At 43.5% G+C, this 22512-nt stretch carries 19 protein-coding genes and 1 tRNA gene; 14 read left to right on the top strand and 6 right to left on the bottom strand.

What is annotated here, in order from left to right:
- Positions 1-56 precede the first annotated feature (56 nt).
- From SKC37_RS11055 to SKC37_RS11045, 3 genes are all read left to right on the top strand, one after another.
- A tRNA-His gene (locus SKC37_RS11055) sits at positions 57-130 on the top strand.
- Between the two features lie 72 nt (positions 131-202).
- Positions 203-841, top strand: coding sequence for a carotenoid biosynthesis protein (locus SKC37_RS11050; protein ID WP_377981524.1), 639 nt, complete (start codon positions 203-205; stop codon positions 839-841).
- Between the two features lie 31 nt (positions 842-872).
- Positions 873-1754 carry a MerR family transcriptional regulator gene (locus SKC37_RS11045; protein WP_377981523.1) on the top strand — a complete coding sequence of 294 codons (882 nt, stop codon included), beginning with the start codon at positions 873-875 and terminating at the stop codon, positions 1752-1754.
- Here SKC37_RS11045 and SKC37_RS11040 read toward each other — a convergent pair.
- Together SKC37_RS11040 and SKC37_RS11035 are read right to left on the bottom strand one after the other, a co-directional pair.
- A complete protein-coding gene (locus SKC37_RS11040) occupies positions 1751-2812 on the bottom strand; it encodes a mannose-1-phosphate guanylyltransferase (protein WP_377981522.1) in 1062 nt (353 codons plus the stop codon). The genes SKC37_RS11045 and SKC37_RS11040 overlap by 4 nt on opposite strands.
- Positions 2813-2816: 4 nt before the next feature.
- Positions 2817-3848, bottom strand: a complete 1032-nt coding sequence (locus SKC37_RS11035; protein WP_377981521.1) for a DUF3089 domain-containing protein — start codon at positions 3846-3848, stop codon at positions 2817-2819.
- Between the two features lie 208 nt (positions 3849-4056).
- On the opposite strand from SKC37_RS11035, the gene SKC37_RS11030 reads away from it, so the two are divergent.
- The 8 genes from SKC37_RS11030 (at position 4057) to SKC37_RS10995 (ending at position 14817) form a co-directional block, all read left to right on the top strand.
- A complete protein-coding gene (locus SKC37_RS11030) occupies positions 4057-6939 on the top strand; it encodes a TonB-dependent receptor (RefSeq protein WP_377981520.1) in 2883 nt (960 codons plus the stop codon).
- Between the two features lie 83 nt (positions 6940-7022).
- On the top strand, positions 7023-9857 hold the full coding sequence (gene uvrA / locus SKC37_RS11025; RefSeq protein WP_377981519.1) for an excinuclease ABC subunit UvrA: 2835 nt from the start codon (positions 7023-7025) through the stop codon (positions 9855-9857).
- Positions 9858-9893: 36 nt separating this feature from the next.
- Complete coding sequence (locus tag SKC37_RS11020; protein ID WP_377981518.1) at positions 9894-11207, top strand: 4Fe-4S dicluster domain-containing protein; 1314 nt, start codon at positions 9894-9896, stop codon at positions 11205-11207.
- A gap of 3 nt (positions 11208-11210) precedes the next feature.
- A complete protein-coding gene (locus SKC37_RS11015) occupies positions 11211-12203 on the top strand; it encodes an alpha/beta hydrolase (RefSeq protein WP_377981517.1) in 993 nt (330 codons plus the stop codon).
- 1 nt (position 12204) lies between these two features.
- Complete coding sequence (locus tag SKC37_RS11010) at positions 12205-13074, top strand: sterol desaturase family protein (RefSeq protein ID WP_377981516.1); 870 nt, start codon at positions 12205-12207, stop codon at positions 13072-13074.
- Positions 13074-13847, top strand: a complete 774-nt coding sequence (locus tag SKC37_RS11005) for a (Fe-S)-binding protein (RefSeq protein WP_377981515.1) — start codon at positions 13074-13076, stop codon at positions 13845-13847. The genes SKC37_RS11010 and SKC37_RS11005 overlap by 1 nt, the downstream gene beginning before the upstream one ends.
- Before the next feature lie 3 nt (positions 13848-13850).
- Positions 13851-14324 (top strand): hypothetical protein, encoded by a 474-nt coding sequence (locus tag SKC37_RS11000; protein WP_377981514.1) that lies wholly within the window; start codon positions 13851-13853, stop codon positions 14322-14324.
- 1 nt (position 14325) lies between these two features.
- The gene (locus SKC37_RS10995) at positions 14326-14817 is read left to right on the top strand and encodes a GAF domain-containing protein (RefSeq protein ID WP_377981513.1); all 492 of its coding nucleotides are present in this window, start codon (positions 14326-14328) and stop codon (positions 14815-14817) included.
- Here SKC37_RS10995 and SKC37_RS10990 read toward each other — a convergent pair.
- Positions 14814-15473, bottom strand: coding sequence for a phosphatidylserine decarboxylase family protein (locus SKC37_RS10990; RefSeq protein WP_377981512.1), 660 nt, complete (start codon positions 15471-15473; stop codon positions 14814-14816). The genes SKC37_RS10995 and SKC37_RS10990 overlap by 4 nt on opposite strands.
- A gap of 68 nt (positions 15474-15541) precedes the next feature.
- On the opposite strand from SKC37_RS10990, the gene SKC37_RS10985 reads away from it, so the two are divergent.
- Positions 15542-16960 (top strand): hypothetical protein, encoded by a 1419-nt coding sequence (locus tag SKC37_RS10985; RefSeq protein ID WP_377981511.1) that lies wholly within the window; start codon positions 15542-15544, stop codon positions 16958-16960.
- Here SKC37_RS10985 and SKC37_RS10980 read toward each other — a convergent pair.
- Positions 16957-17502, bottom strand: coding sequence for a hypothetical protein (locus tag SKC37_RS10980; RefSeq protein WP_377981510.1), 546 nt, complete (start codon positions 17500-17502; stop codon positions 16957-16959). The genes SKC37_RS10985 and SKC37_RS10980 overlap by 4 nt on opposite strands.
- A 71-nt stretch (positions 17503-17573) precedes the next feature.
- Here SKC37_RS10980 and SKC37_RS10975 point away from each other — a divergent pair, with 71 nt between their 5' ends.
- Positions 17574-18614 (top strand): acyl-CoA synthetase family protein, encoded by a 1041-nt coding sequence (locus SKC37_RS10975; RefSeq protein ID WP_377981509.1) that lies wholly within the window; start codon positions 17574-17576, stop codon positions 18612-18614.
- Here the strand turns inward: SKC37_RS10975 and SKC37_RS10970 are convergent.
- Positions 18597-19016, bottom strand: coding sequence for a molybdenum cofactor biosynthesis protein MoaE (locus tag SKC37_RS10970; RefSeq protein ID WP_377981508.1), 420 nt, complete (start codon positions 19014-19016; stop codon positions 18597-18599). The genes SKC37_RS10975 and SKC37_RS10970 overlap by 18 nt on opposite strands.
- A complete protein-coding gene (locus SKC37_RS10965; protein WP_377981507.1) occupies positions 19013-19501 on the bottom strand; it encodes a dihydrofolate reductase in 489 nt (162 codons plus the stop codon). Before SKC37_RS10965 ends, SKC37_RS10970 begins: the two co-directional genes overlap by 4 nt.
- Positions 19502-19676: 175 nt before the next feature.
- Here SKC37_RS10965 and carB point away from each other — a divergent pair, with 175 nt between their 5' ends.
- Entirely contained in the window at positions 19677-22511 is a 2835-nt protein-coding gene (carB, locus tag SKC37_RS10960; protein WP_377981506.1) for a carbamoyl-phosphate synthase large subunit, read from the top strand.
- Position 22512: the final 1 nt, after the last annotated feature.

The raw sequence follows: 22512 nt of genomic DNA, 5'->3' as shown, positions 1-22512 counted from the left end.
TTTTCGGCTTTCTTTTGCAATATTGGAAGCTTTGCGTATTTTTGCAGTCCCAAATGGCGGTTGTAGCTCACTCGGTTAGAGCACTGGTTTGTGGTACCAGGGGTAGTGGGTTCGAATCCCATCATCCGCCCAAAATGCCTCAGTAGAAATACTGGGGCATTTTTTGTTGTATTTTTTCTACATTTGTTGAGAAAACCATCCTATGAATCCAGTATTTCTGAAACGTTTTTTGATTGTCATGTATGCGGCCGGTTTAATCGGGATGCATTTACCTGCGACGGCTGCTTTATTTGTCTCTTTAGTGCCCTTAACGCTATGGTTTACGGCCTTTATCTGCGTGGTTTATTTTCCCAAACCCTCGTTTCAAGCCTACCTTTTTCTAGGTGTATTGGCGATTGCGGCCTGGTATTTAGAGGTGCAGGGCGTGAGAACCGGACAAATTTTTGGTAAATATACCTACGGTAAGACCTTAGGTTTTCAGCTGTTTAATGTGCCTCTTACCATTGGATTGAATTGGTTAGTTTTAGTAGTAGCGACAAATGCCTTGGTAGAAGAATGGGAAATAGCAGGGAAAATTAGTAAAGCCGCCATAGGAGCTGGATTGATGACTGCCTTGGATTTCTTGATTGAGCCAGTGGCAGTTCATTTTGATTTTTGGACTTGGGCCGGGGTACAGGTGCCTGCGCAAAATTTTGTTGCGTGGTGGTTTGCCTCCTTTGTTTTTCATTTAGCCTATCAAAATACACCTTTTTCATCGAAATCAAGCCTTTTTAGACTCATTGCCGCCTTGCAATTCTTGTTCTTTTTAGGGCATTGGCTTCTTTTACAATTTAATTTCTAAACATTTTCATAAACCAGGTGTTACAATGAAGATGAACGTGTACTCCATAAAGGATTTAGAGAATTTCAGTGGTATCAAAGCCCATACGATACGTATTTGGGAACAGCGCTACCATTTGCTCAATCCAGTGCGTACAGATACCGGTATTCGCACGTATTCTGACATCGATTTAAAGCGTATTCTAAATATTGCAACCCTTCAAAACAAAGGCGGAATCAAGATTTCCAAGATTGCTGAATTAACGGAATCAGAAATTTCAGAGAAAATTTTGCAGCTTTCAGGTGGCGAATTAGATTATCCAGAACATATTCAAGCTATTACAGTGGCTATGATGGACTTGGACGAGTACCGTTTCCAAGTGTTAGCGAAGTCTATTACGGACGCGTATGGTTTTGAGAACTTTATGCTTCGAGTGATTTATCCATTTTTAACACGTTTAGGGACCTTGTGGCTTTCAGGTTCAGTAGGGCCGGCGCAGGAACACTTCATTACGCATTTGATTCGTCAAAAGATCATTGCCGCCATCGATTCTCAAATGGCGAAACCTAAACCAAACGCAAAGAAATTTTTATTATACCTGCCAGAGGGTGAATTGCATGAGATAGGCTTACTTTTTGCGAGTTATTTGATTCGCGCACGCCAGCATTCCGCCGTTTATTTAGGTCAATCGCTTCCTTTTGATGAATTGTGTTTGGCCTACGAAATACACCAGCCGGATTATGTGTTCAGTGTATTTACAACCGAACCCTCGCAGGATGTGTTACCCGCTTATGTGGCTGAATTAGATAAAATGCTACCAGAGGCTAACATTATGCTGACGGGTTACAACGTTTTACATTCATCAGAACCACTCCCAACGCGAATTCAATTGATCGGTGATTTCACTACGTTAATTGAGTTGATTGAATCCTAACTATAATTTGGATCAAGTTTAGTCGCATCTTCCACAAATTGTTTCACTTGCTGTTCCTGGTCTTTCGGGCAAATCATCAACACATTCCCGTGTTCAGCTACGATGTAATTCGATAAGCCATGAATGACGACTAATTTATCTTTAGGTGCTTTAATGATGCAATCTTTTGTTTCGTACAGCATTACATTGGCGTCCACCGCATTTTGAAGCTCATCCTTTTCGTTGATTTCGTGTAAGGATTTCCAGGTACCTAAATCAGACCAGCCAATATCAGCTAAAATAACTTTTACATCGCGGGCTTTTTCCATTATACCATTATCCATCGAAATGCTTTTACAAACGGCATACACCTTGCGAATGAAATCGGGCTCTTCTTCGGTATAATAGAACGCGCGTCCTTCTTCAAATTGCTCTGCCAGGCGCGAAAGGTGCTTCGTTAATTCATGTTTAAAAGTGGGAATGGCGAAAACGAAAAGTCCGGCGTTCCACACATAGTCACCGCTTTCAAGGAAAGCTTGCGCTAATTCCACGTTAGGTTTCTCCGTAAAGGTCTTCACCGATTTCGCTTTTTCGGTAGATTCTTGGTATTGGATATAACCATAACCTGTGTCTGGTCGCGTAGGGACGATGCCTAGGGTGACTAGAACGGGCTCTTTCGCCGCTTCCAATGCCTCGTGTACCCGTGCCTTAAATGCCTCCTCTTTTAAGATTACATGATCCGCTGGAGCGACAATTAATTTCGCCTTGGGGTGCTTTTTGCTGATTTTGTAGGCAGCATAAGCAATACATGGGGCCGTATTTTTGCGTTGCGGTTCTTTTAAAATCTGATCAGGGCTTAAAAAAGGCAATTGCTCTTGCACGATACCTGCAAATTCTTCACTCGTCACCACATAGATGTTTTCCGGAGCTACTATTCCCTCAAAACGTTCTGCTGTTTGTTGCAGCATCGTTTTTCCCACGCCTAAGACGTCGTGGAATTGTTTCGGATAATTACTTCTGGAGATGGGCCAAAATCGGGTTCCGATTCCGCCCGCCATGATTACAAGGCAGTTAGGCATACGCTTATTTTTGGCTGAGGAACGTGTTCACACGTAAGACAGCGTTTTCTCTAATGTTTTGGTAAAATAAATTAATGTCAGCCTTGTGCCAGTTTTTCAACTTCACAAAAGCACGACCAGGTACATACGGGGTATTCGTCCACAAAATTCCTAAATGATTCTGTGCATCCGCAAACTCTTTCACATATTTAAATCCGTAGGAAACGCCACCGATGTTCTTTTCTTTCGAAACAAAATTCTCATCGGTAGACCACGTCAATGGATTAACGGAGGCTAATTCTGTCACTGTTCCCGGGTGCCAAGGGGGTAAATATCCTTGCAAAAAGGACGTATAGGCAATGAAGCATCCAGTTTGCGTGGGGGATGTGCATACAGGAATGTTTGTAAACGTATTTTTAGGAGTCGCGATTCCTATGATATAAGCCGCTACTAGTTGCTTGCCTAATTCTTTTCCATCAAAGTATTCTTTCATCAGACGGGTAGCGTGCACAGTTCCTTGGCTATGGCTAGCAATAATGATAGGTCGCCCTTTGTTTTCATGAGCCATATAGTAATCGAAAGCTCTTTTTACATCGGAATAGGCCAAATCCAAAGCCGCGTCTTTGTCTTCTTTATAAGAGGTAACAAAAGCTTGGTAATGCGCCTGGCGGTAGCGAGGTGCGAAAACACGTCCAGCGGCATTAAAAGCGGTGGCCTGATTTAGAATGGTTGAACTATCAGTGCGCACATTTAAAGCCATATCTGTCATAGAGGCATTCCAAACGTATTCGTTTTCTGGCTTGTAGGTGAAAATCGTGGGGTGAATGAAGAAGACATCGGCTTTGGCATTCGCCTGCTCATCTTTCAAAGAAGACTTTCGGGGGACTAAATCAGCTGCGTCAAAGCGAGACGGCAAAGCAGACCAAGCGGCCGGATTTGCATAGTCCATTTCAGCGGGTTGTGGAGCGTCTTTCCATCTGGTGCTCAGCACATAAGGCGTCTGGTTGCTAGCGCAAGCGCTTAGGAAAAGTACACACAAAAAAGCAAGAGCTCTCATAGAATTAATTTATACACAAAGCTACTAGTTTAATCCTCCTTTTTAAAATAAAATGATCGAGCGGTAGTCTGTCCGTATAAACGATTAAATTATTTTCTGAAAAATTAGTAATTTTTTAATACCAACATAGTGGTGAATAATGAAATCTTCTTTATTTTTGTTGTAATTCGAGTATCCAAAACAAATTGTGTCATTAAAAACACCCATTATGAAAAAAATTATACAACAGATTTTACCTAGCCTAGCGCTTATTCTGATCTTAAGTGCAAGCACTTTTGCTCAGACTAAAATAGGTGGTAAGGTAACGGATGCAGATTCTAAAGAGCCATTAATTGGTGTTAGTATCGGCGTAAAAGGAGCAGTAACTGGAACCATTTCAGATTCTAAAGGTAACTTCTCGCTATCAACGAACAAACCAGGAGCTTTAACAATCGTCGTTTCGATGGTAGGTTATGAGCGCCAAGAGATTCCTGTAAAAGGAAATAAAACAGATTTTCAAATCGCTTTAAAAGAGCAAGCGACATTAGCGCAAGACGTAGTCGTTTCTGCTTCACGTGTGGAGGAAAGCGTTATGCAGTCACCCGTTTCAGTAGAACGTTTAGACATTCGTGCGATTCGTGAAACTCCAGCTGCTTCATTCTATGATGCGATGCGTAATATCAAAGGAGTTGAGGTAAGTGCACAATCGGTGTCTTTCTCGTCTATCGGTATGCGTGGATTTAATAGCAACGGTAACGTACGTGTAGTTCAATTAATCGACGGTATGGATAACCAAGCGCCAGGTTTGAACTTCTCAGTAGGTAATATCGTAGGTATTTCTGAATTGGATTTACAATCAGTAGACTTATTGCCAGGAGCAGCGTCTGCTTTATACGGTCCTAACGCGATGAACGGTATCATCTTAATGGATTCGAAATCACCTTTCTTATTCCAAGGATTATCTGCTCAAGTGAAAACGGGAGCGATGTATGCTAGCAATCGTACGGAAACGACTACTCCTTATGGAGATATCTCGATTCGTTTTGCTAAAGCATTCAACAACAAAGTTGCTTTCAAATTAAACTTCAACCAATTAACAGCTGATGACTGGCAGTCAACGGATACGCGTGACCAGTCTTTATTGAACGGCACGGTATTAGGAGCAGGTTCTCGTGGATCTAACTTAGCTTACAATGGTGTGAGTGTATATGGTGATGAGACGAACGTGAACATGTTGACTTCATTAAAGCCATTATTAGGGGTTCCTACGAATCCTTTGACGGCAGGTATCAATCAGATCTCTGCTGCTACAGGTGGTTTATTAACTCCATCTGCGATCTTAGGATACATTGTTCCTAACGTAGCCATTTCTCGTGAAGGTTATGCTGAGCGTGATTTATCCTCTTATGCAAACCGTAACATCAAATTTAACGCCGCTTTACACTACCGTTTTAACGATAAAGTAGAGTTGATCTTACAAGGATCATATGGTCAAGGTACTACGATGTACACGGGAGCGGATCGTTATTCGATCAAGAATTTCTCCATGGGACAATACAAGGCAGAATTAAAAGGTTCTAACTTCTTCGTTCGTGCGTATACAACGCAAGAGAATTCAGGTGATGCGTATGCAACAGGTACTTTAGGTCAATTAGTCAACGAAGCAGCTAAGCCATCAACAGCTTGGTATCCTCAATACTTCTCGACTTTCGCAGGTTTGGCATTAACAAACTTTGGAACCGTATTACAAACAAACTTATTGAAAGGTGTGGCTCCAGCTTCAGCAGTTGGTTTAGCCGTAGCTAGTACACAATCTTCTTTCCCTTACTACCACGGAACAGCTCGCGCAGTTTCTGATGCAGGTCGTTTAGTACCAGGTACAGCAGCGTTTAACGCAGCGGTTGATGCTATCAAAGGAAAGCCACTTCCTCAAGGGGCTAAGTTTACAGATAAGTCTGCGTTATACCACTTAGAGGGGATGTATAACTTAACTGAGAAATTGAATAACAAAGTAGAATTGATCGTAGGTGCGAACTTCCGTCAATATGCCTTGAACTCAGAAGGAACTTTATTTGCATTGCAAGATGATGGTAGCGAGTTCTCTATCAACGAATACGGTGCATACGCACAAGCATCTAAGAAATTATTTGCTGATCACTTGAAAGTAACGGGATCACTTCGTTATGACAAGAACGAAAACTTCGAAGGCGTATTTAGTCCTCGTGTTTCTGGAGTATATACACAAGGAACTTCAAACTTCCGTGCTTCCTTACAAACAGGTTTCCGTATTCCTACAACACAGGATCAATACATTAACTTGTTAACGCCATCTGCTCGTTTATTAGGTGGTTTAGCGGTAGTTCAAGATCGTTACAAATTATCAGGTAACTCTTACACGTTACAATCAATCTTAGCTAACCAAACAGATCCTTCGAAGTGGGTAACTTACAAGGCTAAGGCTTGGAAGCCAGAGCAGGTTCAAACAGTTGAATTTGGTTACAAAGGAATGATCACTCCACAAATGTTTGTTGATTTCTATGCTTACCAATCTAACTTCACGAACTTCTCAGCAGGTCAAGTGGTAGCGCAACCTAGCACGACTTTGGCAGGTTCATTAAACTACTTCTCATTCCCATCTAACGTAGATAACGAAGTAGTGACTAACGGTTGGGGCTTAGGCATCGACTATGATTTAGGAAATCGTTGGGCATTAGGAACAAACGTTTCTTACAATGCAGTAAAAGACAACGGTGGATTAGCTGATTACCAATTAGGTTTCAATACACCGAACTACCGTACGAACGTTTCTTTAGGAAACCGTAACATCGGAAATTCGGGTTGGGGCTTCAATGCGACTTGGAGATACCAAGATCAATTTGTTTGGCAATCATCTTTCGTGAACCAAGTGGTGAATCAACAACAATTGTCTATGATTCCTGCATTCTCGACATTCGATATGCAAGTAAGCAAGAAAGTATCTGAGATTAAGTCGATCATCAAAGTGGGTGGTACGAACTTAGGCGGAGTTGCTTATACAACAGGATGGGGTAACCCATTAATCGGAAGCATGTACTATGTAAGTATCACTTTCGACGAATTGTTGAACAAATAAGATTTTTTGAAATTATGTTGAGGCTGCCCCTAAAAGGGCAGCCTCTTTTTTTGTACCTTTGTGGATCGATCGATTACCAAACTATGGCTTCAAAAGCGTCTGATTCTACTGGATTTTCCCACATTCAAGTGCTGGGTGCACGCGAGCATAATTTAAAGAATATTGACGTTTCCATTCCGCGCAATCAGCTCGTGGTGGTAACAGGGATTTCGGGTTCAGGAAAATCATCCTTAGCCTTTGATACGATTTATGCAGAGGGCCAAAGACGCTACATGGAATCGTTCTCCGCTTATGCCCGTTCTTTCCTAGGAAACATGGAACGTCCGGATGTAGACAAGATCGAAGGCCTTTCGCCGGTGATATCCATTGAACAAAAGACTACCTCTAAAAACCCGCGTTCTACGGTAGGTACGACGACAGAAATCTACGATTTCTTGCGTCTCTTATATGCCCGTGCCGGGGAGGCATTTTCTTACCTTTCAGGGGAGAAGATGGTCAAGCAATCAGTCGACCAAATCATCGAAACCTTATTAACCCAATTCAACAAAGGCAAAGTCGTTTTACTCGCGCCCGTAGTCAAAGGCCGTAAGGGACATTACCGCGAGTTGTTTGTCCAAATCGCGAAGTGGGGATATACGAAGGTGCGTATCGATGGCGAAATCATGGACATCGAACCGAAGATGCAGGTCGATCGTTTTAAAGTACACGATATTGAAATAGTGGTGGATCGTTTAGTAGTGGCAGAGGACGAACGTTTGCGTTTATCTCAAAGCCTACAAACCGCGATGAACCAAGGCAAAGGGCAAGTCTACGTCCTAGATGCCAAGAATAAATTACATTACTTCTCCCAGACCTTAATGGATCCGGCGACCGGTTTGTCCTACGATGAACCTGCACCGAATACCTTTTCATTCAATAGTCCTTATGGCGCTTGTCCTTGTTGCAATGGCTTAGGTGTAGTAGAAGAAATTACTGAAGATTCGGTCATTCCAGATCGTTCTTTGAGCATTATCCGCGGAGCGATTGCGCCGATTGGAGAATACCGAGAGCTTTGGATATTCAAGCAACTAGAGGTGCTCTTAAAGCCCTTTAAAGTGGGTCTTTCGACTCCCATTTCGAAGTTTCCAGCGGAGGCCGTGGAATTGATGTTGTATGGCTCTGACGCGCCAGTTGCGGTACCGTCTAAGAAATACGAGGGCACGGAATGGAATACGAAATACGATGGCATCGTAAACTTCTTGAAACGCCAGCAAGAGTCAGGTTCTGAAAAGACCCAAGACTGGTTGAAGGATTTTATGATCATCAAAAAATGCCCGGAATGCGATGGGTATCGCTTGAAGAAAGAATCCTTGCATTTCCGTATCGCCGATAAACACATCGGGCAATTAGCCCAAATGGATATCAATGAACTCGAGGCTTGGTTCGCTGACGTGGAGACGCGGATGAGCGATCGCCAGCAGCAGATCGGGGTAGAAGTCTTGAAAGAAATTAGAAAACGGGTGGGCTTTTTAACCCAAATCGGCTTGACTTATTTGACGCTCGATCGACCGATGAAAAGTCTTTCCGGAGGAGAGGCGCAGCGGATTCGTTTAGCGACGCAGATAGGGACGCAACTCGTGGGTGTCTTGTACATTATGGATGAGCCGAGTATCGGTTTGCATCAGCGTGATAATGAAAAATTAATACAGGCTTTAAAAGATTTAAGGGACTTAGGTAATTCAGTGCTAGTCGTAGAACACGATAAGGATATGATGCTGGAGTCAGATTATATATTGGACATCGGTCCAGGAGCGGGTCGCCACGGAGGAAATGTGGTGGGTTCCGGTACACCAGCTGAGTTCTTAAAACTGAAGACGCCTACGGCGGCTTATTTGAATGGCGCTTTGGAGATTGCGGTGCCAGCCGTCCGCCGCAAAGGCAATGGTCTGAGCATCGAGTTGAAAGGGGCGACTGGGAATAATTTGAAGAATGTGTCGGTGAAGTTTCCGTTAGGGACTTTGACAGTCGTGACTGGGGTTTCGGGTTCTGGAAAATCGACCTTGATTCACGATACCTTGGTGTTGAAATTAAAGCAGCATTTCGATCGTACGAAGCGGGATGCGATGCCGTATAAGTCGATTGTAGGTTTGGAAAATATCGATAAAGTAATCGAAGTGGACCAAAGTCCTATCGGCCGCACGCCTCGTTCTAATCCTGCTACCTATACGAATATGTACAGTGATATTCGCACGCTCTATTGCGAATTGCCTGAATCGAAGATTCGCGGATACAAGGCGGGGCGATTTAGTTTCAATGTGAAAGGTGGCCGTTGTGAAGGTTGTGAGGGAGCGGGTCGCAAAAAGATTGAGATGGAGTTCTTGCCGGATGTATTAGTAGAATGCGAGACGTGTAAAGGGAAACGCTTCAATCGCGAGACTTTGGAAGTTCGCTTTAAAGGTAAATCAATCTCAGATGTATTAGATATGACGGTGGAGCAGGCTTTGGAATTCTTCGAAAACCAACCGCGTATTTTCCGTCGGGTACAGACTTTGGCCGAAGTAGGTTTAGGCTATATCACCTTAGGGCAACACGCGACCACCCTTTCTGGGGGTGAGGCGCAGCGCGTAAAACTGGCCGAAGAACTTTCCAAAAAGGATACAGGCAAGACGCTTTATGTCTTAGATGAGCCCACAACTGGTTTGCATTTTCAAGATGTGCGTCTATTATTAGATGTATTGCAGAAACTAGTGGATAAGGGGAATACGGTCTTAATCATCGAACACAATATGGACGTGATTAAGGTGGCCGATTACCTAATCGATATGGGTCCTGAGGGCGGAAACGCAGGAGGGCAATTATTAGCTAGCGGAACGCCAGAGCAGATTGCCAAAGAAAAAAATAGTCACACGGGACGCTTTTTGAAAAAGGAATTATCGTAGAAATTTTAGTACATTTATGTACTTTCTACATCAACGATGAACTATTTGCCTCAGATACTATTTATCACCCTTTTAGGGGGAATGTCTTACCTGATTTTTCAGCGTTTTTCGCTTATCATACAGACGATTCGCTTAGCTCGTCCAGTGGAATTATCGGACCATCCGTCTGAACGTTTTAAACGAATGGCGCTTTTGGCTTTCGGTCAAAAGAAAATGTTTTCCAAGCCTATCGTCGGCTTTTTTCACTTCCTGATTTACATCGGATTTGTACTCATTAATATCGAGATTCTCGAAATTATCTTAGATGGTATTTTAGGGACTCATCGCCTTTTTGCGCCGTTTATAGGCTCACTCTACGCCGGATTAATGAACTTTTTCGAGATCTTGGCCGGTGGTGTTTTTGTGGCATGTGTGTTCTTTTTTCTGCGTCGCGGGGTATTTCGCACCGGTCGTTTACAAGCCGCTAATCATACAGAATTAGCCGGTTTTCCCGTAAAGGATGCGTATCAAATATTGCTGATCGAGGTTATTTTAATGCTTGCCTTGTGGACGATGAACGGAGCGGACTCGGTGTTGCAAACGCGTGGGGTGGAACATTACCAGCCAGTAGGATCTTTTGTGATTTCTGGTCAGTTAGTTGGCATTTATGCGCAGCTTTCGACTTCCGCTTTAATCTTGCTTGAGCGCGCCGCCTGGTGGTTTCACATCCTAGGGATTCTCTCTTTTGCTTTATACGTTACTTATTCGAAGCACTTGCATATCTTTTTTGCATTCCCGTCTGCTTATTTCTCTAGTCTAGAATCATCTGCGAAGATGTCCGCGATGCCAGCGGTAACGCACGAGGTGAAGTTAATGCTAGGTCATCCGGTGGAGGAGCAGCCTTTAACGAATGCGAAGTTTGGTGCTAAAGATGTAATAGACTTAACCTGGAAGAACGCCTTAGATGCGTATTCTTGTACGGAATGTGGCCGTTGTACGGAGCAATGTCCGGCGAATCAAACCGGTCGCGCCTTGTCACCACGTAAAATTATGATGGATACCCGGGATCGATTAGAGGAAGTGGGTGTTATTTTGAAAGAAAATAAAGGGACTTTTGTGGAGGATGGGAAATCCTTGTTTGATCGAATCTCTGCAGAAGAGTTACGCGCTTGTACGTCTTGTCAGGCCTGTGTGGAAGCTTGTCCGATGGAGCTTTCGCCCTTGAATATCATCTTAGAAATGCGTCGCTTCCAGATTATGGAGCTTTCGGATGCACCGGGGGCATGGAATGCGATGTTTGCGAATGTGGAGACGAACCAAAGTCCGTGGAAATTTAACCCTGCCGATCGTTTGAATTGGGCGAAAGAATAAGCTATGAAGAAAAAAATACTGGGAGTAATAGTTTTACTAATTGGCGTCTATTTTTTAGGCCCTAAACCGGAAACGCCGACGCTAAGGCCTAGCGCTAGCTGGACGGATATTCCGGATTCTGCTAGTCAAATCGATGCCTATATCGCAGCCAAAGAATCGAAGACGGTGTTGAAGCCGGGGAATGAGTCGCGCGTTATTTGGGCGGATTCAACTCAGCCTACCAAGACTAAGATCGTCTTTATGTATGTGCATGGTTTCTCAGCTTCACCGATGGAGGGAGATCCTTTGCACCGCGAAGTGGCCAAGAAATTCGGTGCGAACTTATTGCTTGCTCGTGTGGCGGGTCATGGGGTGCCAGATTCGGACTCCACTTATGCTACCGTGACAGCGGATGAGTATTACCAAAGTGTCGAAAACTACTATGCGATCGCGAAGAAGTTGGGTGATGAGGTAGTTGTTTTAGGTACGTCTTTCGGTGGCGCGATGTCGCTCGTTTTAGCGGCTAACCATCCAGAAATTAAAGCTTTGATGCTCTACGGTCCTTGTATTGCGATCAAAGATCCCAATGCGACCTTATTAGATAATCCATGGGGATTACAAATGGCCCATTTGATTACAGGTAGTGATTACCGGGATATTCCGGTGATGGCGCCAGGACATGCAGAAAATTGGAGCTTGCATTATCGTCTGGAAGGTGTGGTGGCAGTGCAGAACTTATTGACGCACGCGATGACAAAAGAAGTCTTTGAGAAAGTAAAAATGCCTGTCTTTATGGGGTACTATTATAAAGATGAAGAACACCAGGACAACGTGGTGTCAGTAGATGCGATGAAAGTGATGTTTGAACAATTAGGTACACCGGAAAGTTTAAAAAAGTCGGAAGCATTTCCTAACTCAGGCAATCACGTAATAACGTCGAACCTGCTAGGTAAATTAACGGATAAACCAATTGCATCGTCGGAGGCTTTCTTGCGCGATGTGGTTAAACTGAACTAAGATGGGTCCTACTTTGATTTTATACGCTGTTCCATTTTTCCTTTTCACGGTCTTATTAGAATCCTACATCGTCTACAAGATGCATCGCGATTACGTGGAGGCAAAGGATTCAATGACGTCGATCGGTTTGGGTCTAGGAAATTTAGGCATTGGATTTGTCACAAAGGCCATCACTTTCGGTGCGTCTTTTTACGTGTACAATAACTGGAAATTGTTTGACTTAGGCCAAACCTGGCCCGTTTGGGTATTGGCTTTCTTCGGAGAGGATTTAACCTATTATTGGGTTCACCGCATCTCACACGAGATTCGTTTTTACTGGGCTTCCCACATGGTGCATCATTCGTCACCGAAGTATAATTTAGCCGCTGCTTTGCGCCAAACCTGGACAGGGAATCTATCAGGTGGTTTTGTCTTTTGGCTTTGGTTGCCTTTGATCGGGGTGCATCCGTTTATCGTGATGTTCTTCCAGCAAACGAGTTTGCTATATCAATACTGGATTCACACGGAATTGATTAACAAGATGCCGCGTTGGTTTGAATATATCTTGAATACGCCGTCGCACCACCGTGTGCACCATGGAACGGATTTGGATTATTTAGATACGAATTATGCGGGGGTATTGATCATTTGGGATCGGATCTTTGGGTCTTTTGTGACTGAAAATCAACGACCTTCTTATGGATTAACAAAGCAGATTGAGAGCTATAATCCGGCGAAAATTGCCTTTTACGAATGGGTTCAAATCGTCAAGGACGTAGCTAACGCAAAAAGTATGAAAGCGGTGTTTGGGTATATTTTTGGGCCTCCGGGTTGGAGTGACGACGGAAGTCGATTAACAGTGACGCAAATGCGCGCGCAACAAAAGAAATAATGGAGACGATTAAAACGATGGCTGAATTCGCCGCAGCGGGGGAGCAGCCGGAATTTCTTTTTTGGGTAGGATGTGCAGGTTCTTTTGATGACCGACACAAAAAAGTGACGCGTGCTTTTGCGGAAATTTTGCAAAAGGTAGGAATCAGCTTTGCTGTTCTAGGTACAGAAGAATCGTGTACCGGTGATCCGGCGCGTCGTGCAGGGAATGAGTTTTTATTCCAAATGCAAGCGATGTCCAATATCGAGGTGTTAAACCTCTATGCGGTAAAGAAAATAGTGACAGCTTGCCCGCATTGTTTTAATACCTTGAAGAATGAATACCCCACGTTAGGGGGAAATTACGAAGTAATTCACCACAGCCAGCTTTTGGCAGAATTAATCAGCTCAGGCAAAATAAAAGCTTCTGATGGCTCGTCTTTGGAACAAGTGGCTTACCACGATTCTTGCTATTTAGGCAGAGGAAATGGGGTCTACGAAGCACCGCGCGAGATTATTTCCGGATTAAAAAAGGAACTAATCGAGCTAAAAAGTTGTAGAACAAAAGGACTCTGCTGTGGAGCGGGCGGCGCACAAGTATTCAAAGAGCCGGAAACGGGCGGCGAAGACGTGCAGGTGAAAAGAGTCCAAGAAATGGTCGATTCAGGTGTCAGCAAGGTGGCCTTAGCATGTCCATTCTGCATGGTCATGGTCCAAGACGGCCTAAATAAAGTAGGCAAAGAAAAACACATCCAAGTAGTAGATTTAGCTGAGTTAGTGCAGCAATCCATGTAATATATGTATTTACCCATTGAACAAATGCCCGATCATTCCCGCGTCTGGGTCTATCAGGCGAACCGACCTTTTACGGTGTCAGAAACCCAAGCCATTCAGGACTATTTAGCCCCAGCCTTAACCCAATGGGCGGCACATGGAGCTGGATTGAATGCGTCCTTTGAGATTCGCTTTCAACAAGTGATCGTCATCGCAGTAGACGAAATCGTAAATGCGGCCTCTGGCTGCTCTATCGATGCGTCGACGCGCTGGTTCAAGGAGATGGGAACAAACCTAGGAATCGATTTCTTCGATCGCAGCACGGCGGTAGTGGAGGGCGAAGAGCTTACGTTGATCCCTTTGACGGCTTTGAAAAACAATCCAATACTAACGCCATCTACTCAAATTATTCCGTTACAAACGGAATCGCTTGGCGCTTACCGCACGGGTTGGTTACAAGCAGCAAACACCACTTGGCTACAACGTTATTTCGCATAAAATGGCAGAGGATCTAGTAAAAATCGAGGGAACCCGCGCAGAAAAATACACTTCGCTTTATCCCCAAATTCAATCGCTCCTAGCCGGAGAAACAGACAAATACGCAAACCTAGCTAATATTGCTGCGGCGGTACACGAGGTGTTTAGCTTTTTCTGGGTAGGCTTCTACCTCACAAAGGAGAATCAATTAGTCTTGGGGCCATTTCAGGGGCCAGTGGCTTGCACGAGAATTCCGTTTCACAAGGGAGTTTGCGGTCATGCCTATACGACAAAAGAAACGGTTTTAGTGCCGGATGTAGAAGTATTTCCTGGGCATATCGCCTGTGCGTCTGCTTCGAAGTCAGAGATTGTTTTGCCTGCAATCGTGAATGACGAAGTCGTACTCGTATTTGATCTAGATTCAGATCAATTAGCAGACTTTACTGAAGTGGATCAGCAAGGACTAGAAAAAATTATCGAATTAATCGAGGAGTCGTGGACTTCTTGGGTCTAGGCTAATCTGGCAATCACCGTTTCGCCACCTACTGGTTTGTCATCGATGTTCACGCAGATTTCTGCATCTAAAGGTAAGTAGATGTCGATACGGCTACCAAATTTGATGAAGCCAAATTCTGTTCCTTGAATAACGGTATCACCTTCTTTGGCATACCAACAAATCCGTTTTGCTAAAGCTCCTGCAATCTGACGGAAAAGAACTTCTGTTCCATTTTCGTGTTTCACTACGTAAGTTGTACGCTCGTTTTCGGTGCTTGATTTCGGGTGCCAAGCTACAAGGAATTTACCTGGGTGGTATTTGAAATAAGATACAATGCCCGAAATCGGGTTGAAGTTTACGTGCACATTGATAGGTGACATGAAGATCGAAACCTGGCGGCGTGGGCCTTGGAAATATTCTGTCTCCACCGTTTCTTCAATCACTACCACTTTACCATCTGCTGGAGCAATGATGTTTTTAGGGTCAAGCACCGTGTGGCGCTTAGGTACCCGGAAAAACTGTAAAATGATTAAATAAAATAAGGCCGTAATCACGATAATCGTTTCTCTCAAGATAGCGTTTTCTGGAAAGAAGTAAGCAAACAAGCCATTAATGGCCATGACAATAATAAATGATGTGATTAATAAGGATCGTCCTTCTCTATGTAATGTCATGCCTGGAGTGCTAAATAAACTTGTTAATTTACAAAATTAGTTATTTTTGGGGACGCAACCACAATTCTATGCTAAAAAAAGCGAGTCTGTTCCTTCTGTTTGTTCTTCTAATCGGCTTTACGGCGCAGGCTCAGTATATTAAGTGGCAAGAGGATAAGTCGACTAGTTTTTTGCGGTTGCATTTAAAGACACATACTATTGAGCGCTATAAGCCGACAACAGGTTGGGTGAAGTTAGATACAATTAAGGCTGTCAACGTGGATTACGGGGATATCTTGCCGGCTGCTGAGGGCATTCATGAATTTCAGATCAATCAATCTTCTACCTACTACCTCACTATTCATTGCACCGGTCAAGTGTATCAATTAGATAAATCAACTTGGTCATTAAAACGCTTGGATCAAACCTTCTTTAGGGGAGCTAACTGTAAGAGCAGTGTTTTTATGCGGGGAGATGATATCTATTCTTTTGGGGGGTATGGTTTTTGGAAATCGACGAATTTGATCACTAAATACGATTTTGTTGCCAAAGAATGGTTAAGCATTGCTGCCGATGGAGATGTTCCTGCCTCCATTTTTGATGGTATGGCTGGGTATTCTCCTAAAAAGGATCGTTTCTACCTGTTGAGTACGGTAGATATGAATGATACGGAAAAGAAGACGGCTTTCAATCGCGATTATGGCATATATGAATATGATTTCTTTAATCAAAAATTCACTCGTTTAGGGGAAATTAAATTAGAAATCGTTTTGAACTTCTTAGACTCTAAGGAGACAAAACCATTCGTTTTTAATGGTAGGTACTTTATTATTTCTGATAAACCCAATAAGGAATTTGCGTACGATACCATGTTTTTCATTGATTTAGAAGATAATTTTAAAGTATATCAATGGAAAAACCCGCATCGAATCTATTTGAATGCACAGCGCGGAGATGATACGGAGGCCTACATGCACGTCAGTGGGGACTCATTAGTCTGGTCTAATAATTTAGTGAAAGCGTCGATGGATGAGCCTGGTCATACGGTGGTTTCTATCAAAACCTTATTAAACGAAGCAGAATATATCGGAACGTTGGATGAGGGATCTTGGGTCGAGGATTTCTCCATATTATTAATGGTATTAGGGGCTGGTTTAGTCGTTGGATTAGTGTTTGAAATTTTCCGACGCGTTAGACGAAATAAACTGAAGAAGTCTATTCGCTTTATGTTAGGGGCAAACGAACGGCTATTCCTAGATTTCTTGATTTTGAATTACGAACAAGGGTTCGTTAACGGTCATCAAATAATTGCTTTTTTTGGCAAACACAAAAGTTCCCCGGAATCCCAAAGGCAGTTTAGGGCGAAATTAATAGAGAACTTCACCAAGATGCTGGGTTTGATTTTTGTGGATCAAGAAATATTGGATATCCAATTAGATGAGCAAGATCAGCGGATGTTTACGTATAGACTTCAGCCGGAAGCCTACAAAAAACTCAAAGGGCTTTAGTCTTTAAAGATGATGATCGGTTCCGTTTCAATCGTGTTGCTTTGGTTGAAAGCGTTGTCCCGAATGAAAATCTTAAATTTCAACGTATCATTCTTGGCCGTAAACTGCGGGCTGTATCCCTTGTAGAAAGCGTACACAAATTGTGTTGAATAATCGATGCTACCTTCGATGGGACCTGCTTTTTGATTCGGCTTGAAATTGAAATTCATCAAGCCCCCAAGTGCCGGTGTGAACGTGATAGGAATAAAGACTCCATTCTTTTGCAACATGACCGCTACTTCGAAATTGCGAAAATCCTTGTACTTAGGATCCGATTTTAACTGAGCTTCGGTTAGTCCTAAATCGCCTTCCGCATCTTGGAAGTTGATGCTCATGATGACTGAATCAATTTTCGTCGTTCCTCCAAAACCGTCATTACTTGATTTCGTGATCTTTTGAATCGACTTAAATGAAATCGCAGGTGTAGAGCTAAAGCTAGGTTCTTGCACACAAGCACCTAAACCTAGTAATACAATTGCTACAACTCCGGCTAATTTCCGCATCGATTCATTGAAATTTTCAACAGTAAAGTTAATGATTTGCGTTAATTTTGCGCTACATCAGGTTAAATCAAATGGATCAAACGATCGCACAAGAAAGGGAAAGTTTAAAAAGTCGGGTCTTGCACATGCAGGCAGCTGATTTTGACGCGCTTGCTTTGGATGTGTTTCGTTTTCAGTATGCCTATAATCCACTCTATCAGCAATATGTTCAACTATCCGGTGTATTGCCAGAAAAGGTGGAGCATTGGACGCAGATCCCTTTTTTGCCGATTGAATTATTCAAAAATCACCAAGTGTTAACCGGTTCTGAGCCCGTTTTATTCTCTTTTGAAAGTTCCGGAACGACCGGTCAAATCCCCTCCAAACACCCCGTTTGTGATCCAGGATTCTACCAGGAAATTTCGAAAATCGCCTTTGAGCGTGAATACGGCCCTTTGAGCGATTACCATATTTTTGCCTTGTTGCCCTCGTATTTAGAGCGTTCTACTTCCTCGCTGGTATTCATGATGGATCATTTCATCAAGTCGTCGGGGTCAGACTTGTCTGGTTTTTATTTGAATCAGTATGAGGAGCTGGTGCAAGCTTTGCGTCAAGCCTTGGCGACCGACAAGAAAGTTTGGTTGATGGGTGTGACCTTTGGTTTATTGGATTTAGTGGATTCGGGTATTGATTTGTTTTTCTTACAAGAGCACAAAGATCGCTTGATTGTGATGGAGACGGGCGGGATGAAAGGTCGCCGCGAGGAGTGGATTCGCGATAAGGTGCACGCCTATTTACAAGAGAAGATGGGACTGGATTCGATCGCCTCTGAATATGGAATGACCGAACTGTTTTCCCAAGGATATGCGAAATCTAATGGAGTATTTACCCCGGCTTATACGATGCGGGTGTGTTTGCGGGAGGTGGGCGATCCGTTTGCTTTAGTGACGCAGCCGCATAAAACGGGTGGGATTAAAGTGGCTGATTTAGGCAATGTCGATTCCTGTTCATTTATCGAAACAAGGGATTTAGGCTCCTTAGAAGACGATGGGATCCGATTTAAAGTACTAGGCCGCTTCGATAATTCCGAAATGCGCGGCTGCAGCCTGATGGTCTCAGGGATGGGGAACTAGCCAGGATGAGCCGTCCTCATAGAATTCATTTTTCCAAATAGGCACTTCTTGTTTCAAGGTATCAATCAACCATTCGCAGGCTTTGAAAGCTTCTGCTCGGTGTACGGAAGTTACTCCAATCAATACGGCAATATCTCCGATTTCCAAAGGACCCGTTCTATGTACTAAAGCGATACGCTCGATGGGCCATTGCAAGGCCGCTTGATCGCATAATAATTCGATTTGCTTCAATGCCATGGGAGGGTAAGCTTCCATCGTCAAAGCCTTGACGTCTTTTCCTTGATTCTTATTTCTGATGGTCCCTATAAACAGACAAATGCCACCTGCCACCGGATCCTGCAAGAATTGGTAGTAGGGGTCGATCGAAATCGCTTCAGCACTTAAGTCGATTTTGTGAATCATATTCTGCTATAGGTCAAATAGCTGTATTGGTAGGTGTTTTTCTCATCCGTCACCCCGCGTTCTCTTTCCGTTACCGTCCATTGATCCGCCGAAATTTCAGGGAAAAAGGCGTCTCCCTCGAAAATATCATGTAGTTGAGTAACTAAAATTTGATCCGCCACCGCTAAAGAAAGCGCATAAATCTCTGCGCCACCCACGATGAAAATGTCTTCGCGGCTTAACGATTTTGCTTTTAAGATGGCCTCTTCGATGGAAGTCGTGCAGATGACGCCTTCGATTTGTAGACCGGGCGTGCGTGAAATAACAATCGTGGTGCGATTAGGTAGGGGCTTTCCAATGGAATCGTAGGTTTTGCGCCCCATGATAATCACGTGACCCGTGGTTAAGGCCTTGAATCTTTTCAGATCTGCCGGCAAATGCCAAATCAGTTCATTGTTTTTTCCAATGACCCGGTTTTCATCAAAAGCAACGAGTATTTTTATCACGATTTCTACAATTTGTTGTCAAAAATAAGGGAATTTTCGGGTTCTGCCGAACCTTAACGAAAGTCTATTTTTTATTTTGCAAATCGACCTTAAAACGCTAACTTTGCACAATTTTGGAGCTTACCCAAGCAAGCCAAAAAACACATATCCTTTCAGAATTTAATTTATACCCCCTGTGCCAAAAGATTCCTCGATTAAATCCGTCCTAATTATTGGTTCTGGTCCTATTGTGATCGGTCAAGCTTGTGAATTCGACTACTCTGGTTCCCAAGCCGCTCGTTCCCTGAGGGAAGAGGGCATCGAGGTGATCTTGATTAACTCGAATCCGGCGACGATCATGACCGATCCGATGAACGCGGATCACGTGTATTTGAAGCCTTTAGAGAAAGCGTCGATCATTCACATCTTAGAGAATCATAAAGTGGATGCCGTTTTGCCTACGATGGGAGGTCAAACAGCTTTGAACTTAGCGATTGATTGTGATGCGGCTGGGATTTGGGCCAAATATGGTGTGCGCATCATCGGTGTGGATATCAAAGCCATCGAAACGACGGAGGATCGCGAGAAATTCCGTTTGAAGATGTTAGAAATCGGGGTGGGTGTGTGTAAAGGACGTACAGCTCGTTCATTCCTGGAAGGAAAAGAGATTGCACAAGAAACGGGATTCCCGTTAGTGATTCGCCCATCGTTTACCTTAGGTGGAACTGGTGGAGGTTTCGTGCACGATCCGAAAGATTTTGATGCTGCCTTGAACAAAGGTTTGCATGCCTCCCCTACGCATGAGGTGTTAGTGGAGCAATCCATCATGGGTTGGCAAGAATATGAATTAGAACTTTTACGCGATAATTTAGGCAACGTGATCATTATCTGTTCGATCGAAAACTTCGATCCAATGGGTATTCACACGGGGGATTCGATCACGGTAGCGCCAGCGATGACGCTTCCAGATACAATCTACCAACGCATGCGTGACATGGCCATCAACATGATGAATGCCATCGGTCAGTTTGCAGGTGGATGTAACGTTCAGTTCTCGTTGAATCCGGAAACAGATGAAATTATCGCGATCGAGATTAACCCACGGGTGTCTCGCTCTTCGGCTTTGGCCTCTAAAGCAACCGGATATCCGATTGCGAAGATCGCTGCGAAAATGGCGATCGGTTATAATTTAGATGAATTAACGAATGCGATTACGGGAACGACGTCTGCTTATTTTGAGCCGGCTTTAGACTATGTGATTGTGAAAGTGCCGCGTTGGAATTTTGACAAATTCAAAGGTGCAGATCGCACACTAGGATTGCAAATGAAATCCGTAGGTGAAACGATGGGTATCGGCCGTAATTTCCAAGAAGCCTTACAAAAAGCGTGTCAATCTCTTGAGATTAAGCGCAATGGAATGGGTGCGGATGGAAAAGAATTGCGCGATCAAGATGCCATTTTGTACTCTCTGGCGAACCCGTCTTGGAACCGTTTATTCCATATCTACGATGCCTTTAAAATGGGTATTTCGTTCAAAACGATTCAGCAATTAACAAAGATCAACAAATGGTTCTTGAACCAAATCGAAGATCTAGTGCGTGTGGAAAAAGAGATGGAGAAATACTCGATCCACAATATCCCGACGATTTTATTAGAAGAAGCAAAGCACAAAGGTTTCGCAGATCGCCAAATCGCCCACACCTTACGTTGCCTGGAATCAGAGGTATACGATAAGCGTAATGCGGTAGGCATCAAGCGTATTTACAAATGTGTAGATACCTGTGCGGCAGAATTTGAAGCGAAGACACCGTATTACTACTCGACATTTGGTCAAGAAGGAGCATCGGCGGTGTTAGATAACGAATCAGTTTCATCGACAAAGAAAAAAGTAGTCGTTTTAGGTTCAGGTCCTAACCGTATCGGTCAAGGGATTGAGTTTGACTACTCGTGTGTGCACGGCGTATTAGCCGCAAAAGAAGCGGGTTACGAGACGATTATGATCAACTCGAATCCAGAAACAGTTTCGACAGACTTTGACATAGCAGATAAATTATACTTCGAACCGGTATTCTGGGAACACGTATACGATATCATTCAACACGAAAAGCCAGAAGGCGTTATCGTTCAATTAGGAGGCCAAACAGCCTTGAAATTAGCCGAAAAGCTTTCTAAATATGGTATCAAAATCCTAGGAACGTCGTTCGAGGCCTTGGATTTAGCGGAAGATCGCGGTGCGTTCTCGAGTCTGTTGAAAGACTTGGATATTCCATACCCTAAATTCGGAGTATGTGAAGATGCGGATAATGCAGTGGTTTTAGGTCGCGAATTAGGTTACCCCTTATTAGTTCGTCCATCGTATGTATTAGGTGGTCAGTCGATGAAAATCGTGATCAACGAGCAAGAATTAGAGCAACACGTAGTGGATATCTTGCGCGATATCCCAGGAAATAAAATTTTATTAGATCACTTCTTAGAGAACGCGATCGAGGCGGAGGCAGATGCGATCTGCGATGGCGAAGACGTGTACATCATCGGAATGATGGAGCACATTGAGCCAGCGGGTATTCACTCAGGTGACTCTCACTCGGTCTTGCCTCCATTCGATTTATCGGAAAATGTAATGAAGCAAATCGAAGATCACACGCGTAAAATTGCGGTGGCTTTGAAGACCAAAGGTCTATTAAACATCCAGTTCGCCGTGAAAGACGAAGTGGTATACATTATTGAAGCGAACCCACGTGCTTCTCGTACCGTTCCATTCATTTGCAAAGCTTACCAAGAGCCTTATGTGAATTACGCGACGAAGGTAATGTTAGGTGACAAGAAGGTGAAAGATTTCAATTTCAAACCGGTCAAGAAAGGATACGCAATCAAGATTCCTGTCTTTTCTTTCAGTAAATTTCCGAACGTAAATATGGAATTAGGACCCGAAATGAAGTCGACGGGTGAAGCGATCTATTTCATTGATGATTTGAAGGATGATTTCTTCCGTAAAGTGTATGGTGAACGAAATTTATATCTAAGTAGATAAG

This window comes from Aquirufa esocilacus, from assembly GCF_042715595.1.
In the GTDB taxonomy this organism is placed as follows: Bacteria; Bacteroidota; Bacteroidia; order Cytophagales; family Spirosomataceae; genus Aquirufa; species Aquirufa esocilacus.
This window is presented reverse-complemented; position numbering and strand designations above follow the sequence as displayed.